Annotated in this window: 18 protein-coding genes; 10 read left to right on the top strand and 8 right to left on the bottom strand. The window is 69.2% G+C overall.

The features are described 5' to 3' along the window. Nucleotides 1-93: 93 nt before the first annotated feature. Nucleotides 94-456 carry a DUF1801 domain-containing protein gene (locus ACWEBX_RS18600; RefSeq protein WP_451885913.1) on the top strand — a complete coding sequence of 121 codons (363 nt, stop codon included), beginning with the start codon at nucleotides 94-96 and terminating at the stop codon, nucleotides 454-456. Next, complete coding sequence (locus tag ACWEBX_RS18605) at nucleotides 453-848, top strand: VOC family protein (RefSeq protein ID WP_451885914.1); 396 nt, start codon at nucleotides 453-455, stop codon at nucleotides 846-848. The genes ACWEBX_RS18600 and ACWEBX_RS18605 overlap by 4 nt, the downstream gene beginning before the upstream one ends. A gap of 57 nt (nucleotides 849-905) precedes the next feature. On the opposite strand, the gene thiC is transcribed toward ACWEBX_RS18605, so the two are convergent. Beyond that, entirely contained in the window at nucleotides 906-2,726 is a 1,821-nt protein-coding gene (gene thiC, locus ACWEBX_RS18610; RefSeq protein ID WP_451885915.1) for a phosphomethylpyrimidine synthase ThiC, read from the bottom strand. A 220-nt stretch (nucleotides 2,727-2,946) separates the two neighbouring features. On the opposite strand from thiC, the gene ACWEBX_RS18615 reads away from it, so the two are divergent. After that, nucleotides 2,947-4,452, top strand: a complete 1,506-nt coding sequence (locus tag ACWEBX_RS18615) for a YibE/F family protein (RefSeq protein WP_451885916.1) — start codon at nucleotides 2,947-2,949, stop codon at nucleotides 4,450-4,452. Between the two features lie 82 nt (nucleotides 4,453-4,534). On the opposite strand, the gene ACWEBX_RS18620 is transcribed toward ACWEBX_RS18615, so the two are convergent. The 4 genes from ACWEBX_RS18620 to ACWEBX_RS18635 all read right to left on the bottom strand — a co-directional run bounded on the left by ACWEBX_RS18620 (nucleotide 4,535) and on the right by ACWEBX_RS18635 (nucleotide 6,961). Next, nucleotides 4,535-4,972: an SsgA family sporulation/cell division regulator gene (locus ACWEBX_RS18620; RefSeq protein ID WP_451885917.1), complete on the bottom strand. Its 438-nt coding sequence runs from the start codon at nucleotides 4,970-4,972 to the stop codon at nucleotides 4,535-4,537. 101 nt (nucleotides 4,973-5,073) lie between these two features. After that, nucleotides 5,074-5,811 (bottom strand): IclR family transcriptional regulator, encoded by a 738-nt coding sequence (locus tag ACWEBX_RS18625; protein ID WP_451885918.1) that lies wholly within the window; start codon nucleotides 5,809-5,811, stop codon nucleotides 5,074-5,076. 454 nt (nucleotides 5,812-6,265) lie between these two features. Continuing rightward, nucleotides 6,266-6,478, bottom strand: coding sequence for a DUF5326 family protein (locus tag ACWEBX_RS18630; protein ID WP_382783201.1), 213 nt, complete (start codon nucleotides 6,476-6,478; stop codon nucleotides 6,266-6,268). Nucleotides 6,479-6,643: 165 nt separating this feature from the next. Further along, nucleotides 6,644-6,961 carry a cupin domain-containing protein gene (locus ACWEBX_RS18635; RefSeq protein WP_355760287.1) on the bottom strand — a complete coding sequence of 106 codons (318 nt, stop codon included), beginning with the start codon at nucleotides 6,959-6,961 and terminating at the stop codon, nucleotides 6,644-6,646. A gap of 81 nt (nucleotides 6,962-7,042) precedes the next feature. On the opposite strand from ACWEBX_RS18635, the gene ACWEBX_RS18640 reads away from it, so the two are divergent. The 5 genes from ACWEBX_RS18640 to ACWEBX_RS18660 all read left to right on the top strand — a co-directional run bounded on the left by ACWEBX_RS18640 (nucleotide 7,043) and on the right by ACWEBX_RS18660 (nucleotide 10,956). Continuing rightward, nucleotides 7,043-7,420, top strand: a complete 378-nt coding sequence (locus ACWEBX_RS18640) for a phage holin family protein (protein WP_451885919.1) — start codon at nucleotides 7,043-7,045, stop codon at nucleotides 7,418-7,420. An 18-nt stretch (nucleotides 7,421-7,438) separates the two neighbouring features. Beyond that, nucleotides 7,439-7,930: a low molecular weight protein-tyrosine-phosphatase gene (locus tag ACWEBX_RS18645; protein ID WP_451885920.1), complete on the top strand. Its 492-nt coding sequence runs from the start codon at nucleotides 7,439-7,441 to the stop codon at nucleotides 7,928-7,930. Beyond that, nucleotides 7,927-9,126, top strand: coding sequence for a cystathionine gamma-lyase (locus ACWEBX_RS18650; RefSeq protein WP_451885921.1), 1,200 nt, complete (start codon nucleotides 7,927-7,929; stop codon nucleotides 9,124-9,126). Before ACWEBX_RS18645 ends, ACWEBX_RS18650 begins: the two co-directional genes overlap by 4 nt. A gap of 215 nt (nucleotides 9,127-9,341) precedes the next feature. After that, entirely contained in the window at nucleotides 9,342-10,247 is a 906-nt protein-coding gene (locus tag ACWEBX_RS18655; protein ID WP_451885922.1) for a LysR family transcriptional regulator, read from the top strand. A gap of 226 nt (nucleotides 10,248-10,473) precedes the next feature. After that, complete coding sequence (locus tag ACWEBX_RS18660; protein ID WP_451885923.1) at nucleotides 10,474-10,956, top strand: NUDIX domain-containing protein; 483 nt, start codon at nucleotides 10,474-10,476, stop codon at nucleotides 10,954-10,956. 37 nt (nucleotides 10,957-10,993) lie between these two features. On the opposite strand, the gene ACWEBX_RS18665 is transcribed toward ACWEBX_RS18660, so the two are convergent. After that, the gene (locus ACWEBX_RS18665) at nucleotides 10,994-11,626 is read right to left on the bottom strand and encodes an HAD family hydrolase (RefSeq protein WP_451885924.1); all 633 of its coding nucleotides are present in this window, start codon (nucleotides 11,624-11,626) and stop codon (nucleotides 10,994-10,996) included. 158 nt (nucleotides 11,627-11,784) lie between these two features. On the opposite strand from ACWEBX_RS18665, the gene ACWEBX_RS18670 reads away from it, so the two are divergent. Continuing rightward, the gene (locus ACWEBX_RS18670; protein ID WP_451885925.1) at nucleotides 11,785-12,651 is read left to right on the top strand and encodes a GNAT family N-acetyltransferase; all 867 of its coding nucleotides are present in this window, start codon (nucleotides 11,785-11,787) and stop codon (nucleotides 12,649-12,651) included. Between the two features lie 134 nt (nucleotides 12,652-12,785). On the opposite strand, the gene ACWEBX_RS18675 is transcribed toward ACWEBX_RS18670, so the two are convergent. Further along, complete coding sequence (locus tag ACWEBX_RS18675; RefSeq protein WP_451885926.1) at nucleotides 12,786-13,208, bottom strand: GlcG/HbpS family heme-binding protein; 423 nt, start codon at nucleotides 13,206-13,208, stop codon at nucleotides 12,786-12,788. 101 nt (nucleotides 13,209-13,309) lie between these two features. Beyond that, entirely contained in the window at nucleotides 13,310-14,518 is a 1,209-nt protein-coding gene (locus ACWEBX_RS18680; protein WP_451885927.1) for an MFS transporter, read from the bottom strand. A gap of 139 nt (nucleotides 14,519-14,657) precedes the next feature. On the opposite strand from ACWEBX_RS18680, the gene ACWEBX_RS18685 reads away from it, so the two are divergent. Next, entirely contained in the window at nucleotides 14,658-15,146 is a 489-nt protein-coding gene (locus tag ACWEBX_RS18685) for a MarR family winged helix-turn-helix transcriptional regulator (protein WP_451885928.1), read from the top strand. Nucleotides 15,147-15,155: the final 9 nt, after the last annotated feature.

Below are 15,155 nucleotides of genomic sequence, written 5' to 3' on the forward strand. Positions count from 1 at the left end.
AGTCCCGTGCCGGCCGGACACACGGCGTCTCCGTGCCCGGCTCCGCCCACCACGTCCACCCCACCCATCACACCGTTTCCGAATGGGGACCCCATGACCTCCGCGGACGTCACCGCCTATCTGAACGGGCTCGACGGCCCACTGCGCCACATCGGCGAGAGGGCCGGGCAGGTGATCGACTCCGTCCTCCCCGACGACTCCGGCGCGATGTGGCACGGCCATCCCACCTGGAGCCTCGGGGACAAGCCGGGCCGGACCCCGGTCTGCCTGCTCAAGGCCCACACGTCCTACGTCACCTTCGGCCTGTGGCGCGGCCAGGACGTGACCGACCCATCGGGCCGGCTCGTCGCCGGAGCCCGCCGGATGGCCTCGGTGAAGCTCGGCCGTGCCGACGAGATCGACCCCGACCTGTTCAGCGCGTGGCTTCGCCACGCCGTCGCCCTGGAGACGACATGACCTCCCTGCGTGTGAAGGCCTTCGACCACCTGGTCCTCAAGGTGGAGGACGTCGAACGGTCCCTGGACTTCTACACCGGCCTTCTCGGCCTGGAACCCGTACGCGTCGCCGAATGGCGTCTCGGGCAGGCCCCGTTCCCGTCGGTGAGGGTCACCGCGGAAACCATCATCGACCTGATCGCCCATGCCCCCGAGGGGTCCAACGTCGACCACATCTGTCTCACCGTGGAACCGCTGGACTGGGACCAGGTCATCGCGTCGGGATCCTTCACCGTGCTCGAAGGGCCTGTGGAACGCTTCGGCGCGCGCGGCACCGCGACCTCGGTCTATGTCCGGGACCCGGACGGCAACACCGTCGAACTGCGCTGGTACCCGCAGGACGTCACACCGTGACCGGGCCGGGGACCGCGGTCCGGGGGTGCTCCCCGGACCGCGGTCCCGTGGGGTGACTCAGTCGGCCAGCGGCAGATACACGCGGTTTCCTGCTTCCGCGAACTCCCGGGACTTCTGAAGCATGCCCTCGGAGATCTCCGCGGCGGAGGCACCGTCGGCCGCTTCACCGCCGAACCGCTCGTTGATGTCCTGGCTGATCTTCATCGAGCAGAACTTCGGCCCGCACATGGAGCAGAAGTGGGCCGTCTTGGCGGGCTCGGCCGGCAGTGTCTGGTCGTGGAACTCCCGTGCCGTGTCAGGATCGAGAGCCAGGTTGAACTGGTCCTCCCACCGGAACTCGAAGCGGGCGTCGGACAGCGCGTCATCCCATTCCTGCGCACCTGGGTGCCCCTTGGCGAGGTCGGCTGCGTGGGCGGCGATCTTGTAGGTGATGACGCCGGTCTTGACGTCGTCACGATCGGGCAGGCCCAAGTGCTCCTTGGGCGTGACATAGCAGAGCATGGCCGTGCCCCACCAGGCGATCATCGCGGCACCGATGCCGGAAGTGATGTGGTCGTACGCCGGCGCGACGTCCGTCGTCAGCGGGCCGAGGGTATAGAACGGAGCTTCATCACAGATCTCCTGCTGAAGGTCGATGTTCTCCTTGATCTTGTGCATCGGGACATGCCCCGGGCCTTCGATCATCGTCTGTACCTGAAAACGCTTCGCGACCGTGTTGAGTTCCCCGAGTGTCCTCAACTCGGCGAACTGAGCGGCGTCGTTGGCGTCCGCGATGGAACCGGGCCGCAGCCCGTCGCCGAGCGAGTAGGTGACGTCGTACGCGGCGAGGATCTCGCAGAGTTCCTCGAAGTTCTCGTACAGGAACGACTCCTTGTGGTGCGCGAGACACCAGGCGGCCATGATCGAGCCACCGCGCGAGACGATGCCGGTCTTGCGGTTCGCGGTGAGCGGTACGTACGCCAGGCGCACGCCCGCGTGGACCGTCATGTAGTCCACGCCCTGCTCGGCCTGCTCGATGACGGTGTCCTTGTAGATCTCCCAGGTCAGCTCCTCGGCACGACCGTCGACCTTCTCCAGCGCCTGGTAGAGCGGCACGGTGCCGATGGGTACGGGGGAGTTGCGGAGCACCCATTCACGGGTGGTGTGGATGTTGCGACCGGTGGACAGGTCCATGACCGTGTCGGCGCCCCAGCGGGTCGCCCAGGTCATCTTCTCCACTTCCTCCTCGATGGAGGAAGTCACCGCGGAATTGCCGATGTTGGCGTTGACCTTCACCAGGAACCGTTTGCCGATGATCATCGGCTCGATCTCCGGATGGTTGACGTTCACGGGCAGCACCGCTCGGCCCGCGGCGATCTCCTCCCGTACGACCTCGGGGTCGACCTTCTCGCGGAGCGCCACGAACTCCATCTCGGGCGTGATCTCCCCGCGTCGCGCGTAGGCGAGTTGGGTGACCGCCTGGCCGGGCCGCCCGCGGCGTGGCTGTCGCGGCCGTCCGGGGAAGACGGCGTCGAGGTTGCGCAGCCCTCCGCGCGGAGACGTGTGCTTGATCCCGTCGTCCTCGGGGCGGACGGGACGGCCCGCGTACTCCTCGGTGTCTCCGCGCGCGATGATCCAGCTCTCACGCAGCGGCGCCAGCCCCCTGCGCACATCGGTGTCGACGGTCGGATCGGTGTACGGGCCGGACGTGTCGTACAGCGTCACGGACTGCCCGTTGGTGAGGTGCACCTGGCGGACCGGCACCCGCAGATCGGGGCGTGTGCCCCCGACGTACGCCTTGTGCCAGCCGATGGACTGCCTGTCCTGGCCGTCCGGAGACGGCGGGGAAGCCCCGTCCGTCCGTCCGGAGGCAGGCGTGCGTACATCCTTGTCGGTCATCTGACCTACTCCCTACGCCGGCATTACCCGGTAACAGGTTCAGCGGTCGACGCAGCGGCTTCCGATCGCCGATGTTTCATGTGAAACATCGCGAAGACGGAGGTCAGCGTCCTCTCAGCCCGGTGCTCCGAGCTCCCGCGTGTGCAAAGGTGCCTCCACGCTAGCGCCATATTTGGCGCGGTGAACAGAGGGCCCTTGACGTTCTTGCGATGATCGGGCGGTGACGACGACCCGGCAACCCTCGTTCCCCCCGTCCGAGCCACCGCGCCGTCCCGGCTCCGACGGCGGCCGCGGACATGGCTCCGGCGCCGGCCCCGAGCACCCGAATGAGCACGGGCACGGACCGGACAGTGATCATCACGGTTCGGGCGACGGGCACGAGCCGGGTTCCCGCCGCGGGCACAACGAGCCCGCAGGCGCCGGGCACGGGCATTCCCACAACCACGGTCCCGCGGCGCCCGTCTCCAAGCATCTGCGCAAGGTCATCGCCGCGGTACTCATCCCCTTCGCGGCGGCGGTCGTGGCGGGCCTCGTACTCCTGTGGCCCGGAGGCGCGCCGGGCCACGAGCGCACCGGTGTCGGCTTCGACCGGCAGACCCAGCAGGCGACGGTCACGAAGATCGACCAGGTGGACTGCAAGTCCGTGAACGCCTCCTCGGGGACCGCGGCGGGCGACACCTCCGCCACCAGGGGTTCCTCGGATCAGAGCCGGGCCTCGGGAGAATGCAAGAAGGCGACCGTCCGGATCGACACCGGGAAGGACAAGGGCCGCACGTTCACCGAGATCGTCCAGCCGGACCAGTCACGGCAGTTGCACCAGAGCGAGAAGGTCGTCGTCGCGTACGAGCCGTCCGCCCCCAGGGACCTCCAGTACTCGGTCACGGACGCCAACCGGAAGCTGCCGCTGACGCTGCTCGCCGTGATCTTCGCGGTGGTCGTCGTGGTGATCGGCAGGATGCGCGGCATCATGGCGCTGGTCGCCCTGGCCATCAGCTTCGTGATCCTGAACTTCTTCATCCTGCCCGCGATCCTGCAGGGCTCGAACCCGCTGCTCGTGGCCGTGGTCGGATCCAGCGCGATCATGCTGATCGCGCTCTACATGTGTCACGGCCTGTCGGCCCGGACGTCCGTGGCGGTGGTCGGAACCTTGCTCTCCCTGGTGCTGATCGGCTTCCTCGGCTCGTTCTTCATCGACTGGGCCGTGCTGACCGGTAACACCGACGACAGCACCGGCCTGATCCACGGCCTGTACCCGTCCATCGACATGAGCGGTCTGCTGCTGGCCGGTGTCATCATCGGTTCGCTCGGTGTCCTGGACGACGTGACGGTGACGCAGACGTCCGCGGTCTGGGAACTGCACGAGGCGAACCCCACGATGGGCCGGCGCGGTCTCTACCGGGCGGGTATCCGTATCGGCCGCGACCACATCGCGTCGGTCGTCAACACGCTCGTCCTGGCCTACGCGGGCGCCGCGCTGCCGCTGCTCCTGCTCTTCTCGATCGCGCAGAGCAGCGTGGGCACCGTCGCCAACAGCGAGCTGGTCGCCGAGGAGATCGTGCGGACGCTCGTCGGATCGATCGGTCTGGTCGCCGCGGTGCCGGTGACGACCGCGCTGGCCGCCCTGGTGGTCGCCGCGGACCGCGAGGGCGGCGCACCCGTCCCCGCCCAGCCCGCGGCCGACAGGACCCCGGCACGGAGCGGCAAGGGACGCCGCCGCAAGCACTGACCCGTCCCAGGAAGCGCTGAAACCATCCTGCACCGGCGGCTCTTGTGAGGAAGCGTTCCTCCGCTCCGGACCGGCCGGGGCGTCAGCCCGCGCTCTGCTCCTCCGAGAGGATGCGGTCGAGCACCGCGTCGAGGGATGTGTCGAAACCCTCGAGGGAGCGTTCCTGCCCGAGCGGCACGAGCCGGTCCGTCCGGTCGAGGAACGCGACGAGTGGTGCGGTCCCGGACCGGAACAGCGCGTGATCACCGCCGACCTGAAGCCGGATCAGCACCTCTCCGAGAGCCTCCGGGTCGGCCGGAGCGATGTGCACATCGCCGTCGCCACAGGGCCTGCCCACCCCGTCGATGAGCAGTTCCCGTCCGAACACCCAGGTCACCGGCGCATCGCCGGGCAAGTGGAAGGTCAACCGCACCGCGTACGGATCACCGGTCTCGTATCGCAGTTCGACAGGAATGCGGAAGGACAGCTCCTCGGACACGAGGAAGCTCATCATGACCTCTGCCTGCACCGACTCGCGCATCGCCTACCCCGTCGTTTGCTGTCGACTGGCCAGCAGTCGTCCCACCTGACACTGCTGGAAATCTTGCTCAACGTGCATGCCTAATTACAAGGAGTGAGTTTTCAGATACTGATAGAGATGGCGAGTGTTCCTAGCAGGCGGCCCACCTCGCTCTGGAGCTTCCGTGCCGTGGGGATCAGCCGGTCGCCCTGGTGGGACGGGAGGGAGAAGGCCACGGTGGCGGCCGAACTGCCCGCCGTGACCGGGATCGCGGCGCAGACCGTGCCCAGCGCGTACTCCTGCCGCTCGATCACCGGTTCCATCCGGCCCGTCCGTTCCAGCCGGCGCAGCAGACGGTCCTCGTCACGCACCGTGTACGGAGTGAGCGCCCGCACCGGGTAGCGGTCGAGGTGGTCACGCCGGGACTTGTCGTCCAACTGGGCCAGCAGGCACTGGCCGACCGCGTGGGCGTGCCCGGTCTCGCGGAAGTCGGCCCACTCCTCGACGGCGGGGTTCGCCGGGGTGTCGGCGACACACATGACCTCGATCTCACCCTCGCGGTAGACCGCGTAGTACACAGGCGCGCCGATCGCGTCGCGCCAGTTCTCGAGGGTGTCCCGCACCGTGCTGCGACGTTTCTGCCCGGCTCCGCTGCTGCCGAGCCGCTCCGCGGCCTCGCCGAGGAAGAACAGCCCCCTGTCACGCCGCAGATAGCCCTCGTGGACCAGGGTGCGCAGCAGGTGGTAGGCGGTCGGCAACGCCAGTCCGGCCTCCCGGGCGAGTTGTTTGGCGGGGGCGCCCTGCTCACGGGAGGCGACGGCCTCCAGGAGACGCATCGCGCGCTGGACCGAGCCGATCAACGTGGTGGTGTGCGAGTCCAGGGGAGCGGCTGCCGGCTGCGCCGCAGAGGTGCGGGCCCGCCGCGCGGGTTCCCCGGTCGCCGGAGTCCGGGGCTCTGCCCGCTTCCTGGGCGGGATGCGCGAGGGCGGCTCCCCCGGCGAGGTACGCGGCTGGACCGGCGGAACGCGTGCCGCCGCGGGCGTACCCGGTCGCCGGAAGGGTGGAGCGACGGATGGTGCGGGTGCGATGTCGACCGTGGCCAAGGGGCACTCCGAAGAGCGAGGAGGACCGCCCGTGCGGGGAGTCACGGGAGGGGGCTGTGCGCTGCCCGCGGGGTCGGCCCCGCGTCGAGTTCCGGACTCTAACGGCCCGTCACTGCTCAAACAGGGCCTCACCGGAAAACTTCCCCCGGCCGAGGGAACCTTGGGTTCCCTTTCCCGTTTCTCCGTTACCTGTCGCTCGCCCCCGCGCGCCTCACCAGTCGCTGCGCGAGGAGGAACCCGACATGAACTTCCGCACCACGAAGATCAGCCCGCCGACGAGCGCGACGAAGACGAGCAGCTTGAAGAGCAGGCCGATGACGAACCCGACGACGCTCGCTATCAGACCGCCGAACACCACGAGGGCGATGACCGGCACCGCGACCCACTTCACCCACCACGGCATACCGCTGAAGATCTCCTGCATCGCCCTGTCCTTACCTCTCCTCGCCCGTGGCCCCGACTCCGGGACACTGATTCCGGGTTCTCTGGTTGTCTCGCATCCGATGCTAGGCGGGAGGAGGGCCGTACGGTGGCCTCGCATCCCTTGTCCTCCCCTGACCGTTCCCCTAGGGAACCCTGAGACGCGGGGTCAGCTCTCGGGCGGAGAGAACACCACCAGGACCCGCAGGTCCTCGGTGATGTGGTGGAACTTGTGGGCGACCCCGGCGGGCACGTAAACGACGCTGCCCCGGGCCACCTGAGTGGTCTCCAGACCGACCGTGACCGATGCCCGTCCGCTGACGACGAAATACACCTCGTCCTGGGCATGCGGCTTCTGTGGATCGAAGGCGCCCGCGTCGAGCGCGTACAGCCCGACCGACATGTTCCGCTCACGCAGAAACTGCAGGTAGGCACCGTCGTTGGCGGCGCGTTCCGCCTCCAGTTCATCCAGCCGGAATGCCTTCATCGCCCTCGTCCGCTCTTGTGCACCGCAGGCTGTTTCCACAGCCTCTTCTGGCCAGTCGATCTCTCTGCCACGATCAGACACATGAAGAATTTCGTAGTCAAGACGCTCGCCAACGCGGGGGCCCTGGCCGTCGCCGTCTGGCTGCTCGACAAGATCACCCTCACGGGCGACAGCACGGGCAAGAAGATAGGCACGCTCATCCTCGTCGCACTGGTCTTCGGACTGGTGAACTTCCTGGTCAAGCCGGTCGTGAAGGTGCTGACCTTCCCGCTCTTCATTCTCACCCTCGGCCTGATCACCCTTCTGGTGAACGCCTTGATGCTGCTGCTCACCTCGTGGCTCGCCGACAGACTCGACCTGAGTTTCCACGTGGAGGGCTTCTGGACCGCCGTCCTGGGCGGCCTGATCATCTCCGTCGTCTCCTGGGCGCTCAATGTCGTGCTGCCCGACGGCGACTGAATCGACCGAGAGAGTCCGATGACCTACCGCGTCTGCTTCGTCTGCACCGGCAACATCTGCCGCTCGCCGATGGCCGAGTCCGTCTTCCGTGCCCATGTGGCGCGAGCCGGACTCGGCGGACTCGTCGAGGTCGACAGCGCGGGCACGGGCGGCTGGCACGAGGGCGACGGAGCCGACGAGCGCACCGTCGCCGTGCTGGAGGCGGGCGGCTACGAGAGCGACCACACGGCCCGGCGGTTCCATGCCTCGTGGTTCTCCCGTCTCGATCTCGTCATCGCCCTCGACACCGGCCACCTCAAGGCCCTGCGCCGCCTCGCGAACAGCGCGGAGGACGCCGGCAAGGTCCGGCTGCTGCGCTCGTACGACCCCGCCGCCGGCGACGACCTGGACGTCCCTGATCCGTACTACGGACAGATGGACGGCTTCGAGGAATGTCTTGAGATGGTGGAGGCGGCGAGCCCCGGGCTGCTCGCCGCGGTACGAGAGCAAATGGAGGGACGAGCAGGATGACGTCAGGGGATTTCGTCACGGCGGACCACGAGGGCACCGGCCCCACGGGCGAGCGCGCGGACACATGGGCGTCGGCCCCGGGCGACGGCACACGGGCGGTACGTGCCGGGCTGCCCGAACCCGTCAAGTACGAGCCGACCCTTCCCGGCCCGGTCTTCGCCGCGCACTTCCATCTGCCCGGTGATCCCACCGGCCCCTACACCTACGGCCGCGACGAGAACCCGACCTGGACGCTTCTGGAGCGCGCCATCGGCGAGCTGGAGGCTCCCGGGCAGGAGTCCGTCGAGACGCTCTCCTTCCCTTCCGGCATGGCCGCCATCTCCGCGGTGCTCTTCTCTCATCTGCGCTCCGGCGACGTCGTCGTCCTGCCCGGCGACGGCTATCAGGTGCTGCCGCTGGTGCGCGAGCAACTGACCGCGTTCGGCGTCGAGGTGCGCACCGCTCCCACCGCCGGCGACGCCCAGCTCGAGGTGCTGGACGGCGCGAAGCTGCTGTGGATCGAGACACCGTCCAACCCGGGACTCGACGTCTGCGATCTGCGCCGCCTCGTGGCCGCCGCGCACGCGCAGGGCACGCTCGTCGCCGTGGACAACACTTTGGCCACGCCGCTCGGACAGCGCCCGCTGGAGCTGGGCGCCGACTTCTCCGTGGCCAGCGGAACCAAGATGCTCACCGGACACGGTGACATCCTCCTCGGGTACGTCACCGGCAAGGACGCCGATCTGATGGCCCCCGTACGGCGCTGGCGCAAGATCGTCGGAGCCATCCCGGGGCCCATGGAGGCCTGGCTCGCCCACCGATCGCTCGCGACGCTCCAGCTCAGGGCCGACCGGCAGACCGCGACCGCGAAGACGATCGCCGAAGTCCTGCGGGACCGCCCCGAGGTGACGGGGCTGCGGTACCCGGGGCTGCCCGACGACCCCTCGTACAAGATCGCCTCGCAGCAGATGCGCCGCTTCGGATGCGTGGTCTCCTTCACGCTGCCCTCGCGCGAGCGCGCGGAGCGCTTCCTCGGCGCGCTGCGTCTGGTGGACGACGCCACCAGCTTCGGCGGGGTGCGGTCCACGGCCGAGCGGCGCGGCCGGTGGGGCGGCGACGCCGTCCCGGAAGGCTTCATCCGCCTGTCCGCCGGCGCCGAGGATCCCGAGGACCTGGTGACGGACATCCTGAGGGCCCTCGACGCCTCCGCGGAGTAGGGCGCCCGTCACGACGGGATCAGTACCCCCGCTACGCACAACGGACGGTCCGAGCCTCCCCCCTCGTGGCTCGGACCGTCCCGGTTCTGCGCGCGAAGAACCGCGCGAACAAGGCTAGTTGACTCTGTGTCAGTGTCCAATCACAGTAGCGACAGAGACCTATCGACTTATTTATAGTTGGGGCTCGCGCGGGGTGCTGAAAGGAGAGAGGCACCATGGACCTGGCCTTGCTGCGCACGTTCGTGACCGTGCACCGGGCCGGTTCCTTCACTCGTGCCGCCGCCCTGCTCGGCCTGTCCCAGCCGGCCGTCACCTCGCAGATCCGCACGCTGGAGCGCCAGTTGGGGCGGCCTCTGTTCCTGCGCCAGGCGCGGGGCGTGACGCCCACGACCATCGGCGACGAACTCGCCCACAAGGCGGCGCCGCATCTCGACGCCCTCGTGGAGATCACCGAGACCGGTCTCGACGAGGACTCGTCCCTCCGCACGCTGCATCTCGCCGGACCACCCGAGTTCACCGCGGAACGCGCGCTGCCCGCCCTTATGGAAGTGACCGGCGACGACGGCCAGGGCTTCGCGCTGCGCGCCTCCTTCGGCAACGCGGAGGAGACGATGGAGGGGCTCGCCGCCGGACATCACGATCTGGCCATGACGACGGCCCAGCCACGGGGTGCGCTTCTCACCGCGACTCCGCTCTGCGACGAGGAGCACGTCCTGGTCGCCGCTCCGCGCTGGGCCGCCGAGCTCGGTCCGGGCAAACTCCGCCGCAAGGGCGCCCACGCTCTCGAGAACTTCCCCATCGTCGAGGTCCACGAGTCGCTGCCGCTCGTCGCCCGCTACTGGGCCTCGGTCTTCGACTGCCGCCCCGCCGCCTCCGGCACGGTGATCGTCCCGGATCTCCGGGCGGTCCTCGCCTGCGCCTCCGCGGGCGCGGGCCTGGCCGTCCTGCCCAAGTACCTCTGCTCCGACGCCATCGAGCGCGGAGACGTCGTGGCGCTCCTCGACCCCGCGGTGCCCCCGCTGCGTACGTACTTCCTGGTCGTGCGGACCGGAACGCTGGCGATGCCGCACATCGCCCGAGCGCACGCATGGCTGCTGCGGGCGGCCGTCGACTGGAGCTGAGGCATGCACGGGCGGGAAGCCGCAGCCCCGGACCCCGGCACCCCAGAGCTCGGAGACTCCGGGACTCCGGGACTCCGGGACTCCGGGACTCCGGGACTCCGGGACTCCGGGACTCCGGGACTCCGGGACTCCGGGACTCCGGGACTCCGGAGATTCTTCGGGGCTTTCACGCGGAATCGCGGCCCCACGATGTTTCACGTGGAACCAGCCGGGCCACATTTCTCCCATGACCGTCCGACCCGTGGTCAAGCGCACCGCACGTGCCGTCCTGCTCGACGGCAACGACCTGATCTTGATCAAGCGCACCAAGCCCGGCGTCGATCCCTACTGGCTCACGCCGGGTGGCGGGGTCGAGCCGGAGGACACGACTGTCGTCGCCGCACTCCATCGCGAGGTGCACGAGGAACTCGGCGCCAAGATCGTCGATGTGGTTCCCTGCTTCGTCGACACGGTCGAGCACATCGGCGACGACGGCGGCGCGACCGGTGTGAAGGTCCAGCACTTCTTCGTCTGCCGGCTGGAGTCCATGGATCCGTCCCTGCGGCACGGTCCCGAGATGGACGAGCCCACCGGCGAATACGAGATCGTCCGCGTCCCGTTCACCCGGGTCGGGATCGCCTCCGTCCACCTCGTGCCCCTGTCGCTGAGGCACTATCTCGACGGGAACATCGAGGGCGTACGCGCCATGCACGCACCCGACCTGGGCTGACCCGGAGAGAACCCAACGCCGTTCCGACGGCCCAGGGTCACCCGGCGCGGTGTACCAGTCGATAGGCGGCGCCCAGGTCCCGTCCCGTGTAGGAATGCGTGGCGAGGCCGCTCAGATGCCGGTCCGCGTTGACCGCGACGGACACCGGTACGACGCCGAAAAGCTCCTTGTCCGAGCCCGAGTCGCCATAGGCGACGCAGTCGGCCCGGCTCACCCCGAACTCCGCACAGAGCAGATCCGCGATCTGCACCTTTGCCGCGGCGCTGAGAACACCCGCCGGGTCCAACGGCTCCGCGAACGGCACCGCGGGAAAGCGCGAGCCGTGAGCCGCGTGGGCTCCCCACGTCAGCAGGCGCTCCACGAAAAAGGAGGGCGACAGCGAGACGACGGCGCAGTAGTCGCCGTTTCGCCGGATCTCCCTCCAGACGTCCTCGATCCCCGACATCCAGGGGGCACCGTCGAAGGCCGCCGTCACATGCGCCTCGGTGAGATCCGTCCACAGAGCGTGCACCTGGGCCGCATACTCCGGCGGGCCTATGCGCCCCTCGGAGATGGCCTTTTCGAGCGCGGTGGTTTCGGCTTCCAGGCCGAGTTGCCGGGAGATCTCCAAGGGCGCGGTGCTTCCGTGGAGCAGCGTCCCGTCGAGGTCGAAGAGGTGAAGTCGCGCCATGTCCATGGAGGCTACTGGCCCAATCGGCTTTCAGGGAGCGGCGTTTCACGTGGAACCCCCGCCGCTCACCGCCGGCGGCGCGGAGCGTGGCCTAAAGCCGGTGGGAGTGCCAGGAAAGCGGTGGACGACAGGGGTCGATCTCGGACAGCCTGACCTGCGTGTCGATTCCTTCCCTCACCGCTCTGCCCATTCGCCGCCTGACGCCCCGCGACCTCGTCGCCTGTGCCGACTTGTCCGAGGACCGGGGCTGGCCCCGTGAGGAGCACAAGTGGGGTCTCCTGCTCGCCGGGGGAACCGGATACGGCATCGACGACCCCGCCGGCGGTCTCGTCACCGCGTGCGTGGTGACGGAATACGGACCACGTGAGCGTCCCGAACTGGCCGCGATCGGCATGGTCCTCGTCGCCGGGCGCCACGCGCGCCAAGGTGTCGGACGCCGTCTGATGCGGCATGTCGTCGAGGAGACGGGCACGACCCCGCTGACCCTGCACGCCACCGCGTACGGGCGCCCGCTCTACGAGGAGCTGGGATTCAAGGTCACCGGCCAGGCGGAGATGGTCCGTGGTGTCTTCACCTCCGACGACTCCGCTTCCGGTGTCTTCACCCGCCCGGCGACGGCGGAGGATCTCGCCTCCGTCCTACGGCTGGACGAAGAGGTCTTCGGCACCGACCGCACCCACATGATCACGCGGCTGCCCGCCTTCGCGGACCAACTGCGCGTGGCCGAGGAGAACGGCCGGATCATCGGCTACGCGGCCGTCTGGCCCAACATGGCCACGCAGGTCGTGGGCCCCCTGATCGCCCGGGACACGAGGACGGCGAAGGCCCTCGTATCCTCGCTCGCCGCCCACACCGACCGTCCGCTGCGCACCGATATCGACACGCGCCACGAGGACCTGCTGGGCTGGCTGAAGGAACGCGGGCTGGCCTCCGTCGGCTTCAACGCGGTGATGACGCACCGGATCCCGGAACTGCCCGGCGACTGGACCCGCCGCTTCGCACCACTGACCGTGGCCGCCGGCTAGGAATCCGGCGGTCCTCCGGACACACGGCTGTGCCGGTCCCCCGGGCACGAGGGGACCGGCACAGCCGGACCGTCGTCAATCGTCCGTCGTCCGTCATCAGGCGTCCGCCGGACGGGCGTCCTGTCCGACGGAGGTCAGGCGAGCGATTCGGTCGCGGCGGCGGCGAAGCCGTGGTCCTGCTCGGGCATACCGCCGCCGACGCCGATCGCGCCGATCAGCCGGCCGTCGCGGCGGACCGGTACGCCGCCCGCGATGAACAGCAGGGGCCGGTCGAGCGCGGTGGGCAGGGTGTGGAAGAGCCCCCCGGGCTGCACCGCGTCGACGAGATCGGCGGTGGCCGAGTCGAGCTGGAGCGCCGTGTAGGCCTTGCGCGTGCTGGTCTCTCCCGAGATCAGCACGGCCCGGTCCTCGCGCCGGAAGGCGAGCAGGTGGCCGCCCGCGTCGAGGACGGTGACGCTGACCCGGACACCTGCGGCCTCGGCGGCGCGTCGGGCGGCGGTCACGAGGACCTCCGCGTCCTCGATGGTCAGAGGGGTGACGGCGGTGGTGGTGCTCATCAGACTGTTCTCCTTGTGGGGGTGTTCTGTGTCGGGTCGGAAACGTGCCGGATCGAAGCGCCGCGGAAGCGGCCCTGGTCCCGCGGCGGGCCCGATTCCGGTCAGTGGTGGACGGCGGCCCGCGGTTCGGCGGGGACGCCTCCGGCGACCACGACGCCGGGCCGGGACGTGCGGCGCTCCAGAGCGGCCGAGACGACGGCCAGGACGAGCGCGCCGGCGGCGAGAGCCGCGCCGACCCAGTTGGGGGCGGTGTAACCGAGGCCCGCGGCGATGACGACGCCGCCGAGCCAGGCCGAGAGGGCGTTGCCGAGGTTGAAGGCGCCGATGTTCACGGCCGAGGCCAGGGTGGGGGCGCCGTGCGCCTGGTCGAGAACGCGCTTCTGCAGGGGCGGCACGGTCGCGAAGCCCAGAGCGCCGATGAGGGCGATCGTGACGGCCGCCAGGATCTTGTTGTGCGCGGTGCCGGTGAAGAGGGCGAGCACGACGGCGAGGCCGCCCAGCGACGTGTACAGCATGGGCATCAGCGCGCGGTCGGCGAACCTGCCGCCGATCAGGTTCCCGCCGACCATGCCGAGGCCGAAGAGGACCAGCAGCCAGGTGACCGATCCGTCGGCGAAGCCGGCGACGTGCGTCATCATCGGCGCGATGTAGGTGACGGCCGCGAAGACTCCGCCGAATCCGAGCACGGTCATCGCCATCGCGAGCAGGACCTGGACGTTCTTGAAGGCGGCCAGCTCATGGCGCAGACGCACTCCCTCGGGCTTCGGCATCTCGGGGACCAGCCTGGCGATGCCCAGCAGTCCGACGACGCCGAGCGCCGCGACTCCGGCGAACGTGACGCGCCAGCCCGCGGACTGCCCGATCAGCGTTCCCAGGGGGACGCCGACGACATTGGCGATCGTGAGCCCGCTGAACATCATCGCGATGGCGCCGGCCTTCTTCTCGGGCGCGACCAGTTCGGCGGCGGCCACGGACCCGATGCCGAAGAAGGCACCGTGCGCGAGGGAGGCGACCACCCGGCCCGCGAACATCAGCCAGAACGTCGGAGCCGCCGCGGAGATCAGATTGCCGAGGACGAACAGCCCCATCAGCACCATGAGCATCCGCTTGCGGGACACCTTCGTGCCGAGCGCGGTCATGATCGGCGCACCGATGACGACGCCCAGGGCATAGCCGGTGACCAGCAGTCCGGCCGTGGGGATGGAGACCCCGAAGTCTCCCGCGACCTCGGGCAGAACACCCATGATCACGAACTCGGTCGTTCCGATTCCGAAAGCCCCGATCGCGAGGGCCAGAAGCGCGAGAGGCATGGTGGGTACACCTTCCAGAAGATTGCAAGAGCGCTTTGCCTGCGTTCACAATAGTTGCATACGCGGGCTATATGCAAGCGCGGGCTATTGCGTATGTGCTCTATCCTGGATTCAGCCACTCCTGGACGGAGGAAACGCCATGACAGCCACGGACCCCGCGCTCACCGCCCTCGCCCAGGGATGGTGCGCACTCTCCCTGCTGCACGGGAGGATCGAGGCCCACATCGAGCGGGCCCTGCAGGCCGAGCACGGGCTCAGCGCGCGCGAGTACTCCCTGCTCGACGTACTCAGCCGTCAGCACGACGGCGAAGGCGGTCATCTCCAGATGAAGCAGGTCGCGGACGCGGTCGTGCTCAGCCAGAGCGCCACCACACGACTGGTCACCCGTCTCGAGGACCGCGGACTGCTCGCCCGCTATCTCTGCCCGACCGACCGGCGCGGCATCTACACGAACGTCAGCGACGCAGGACTGAAGCTTCTCGCCGAGGCGCGGCCCACCAATGACGCCGCCCTGCGCGAGGCACTCGACGACGCGGCCGAGAACCCTGACCTGGCACCCCTGGTCCGGGTCGTGGAGTCGGCGAGCACGCCCGTCCAACCCGTGCCTTCCGTGGGCGTGCCCTCTTAGGGTGCGCTC

It is taken from the genome of Streptomyces sp. NPDC005070, assembly GCF_053600395.1.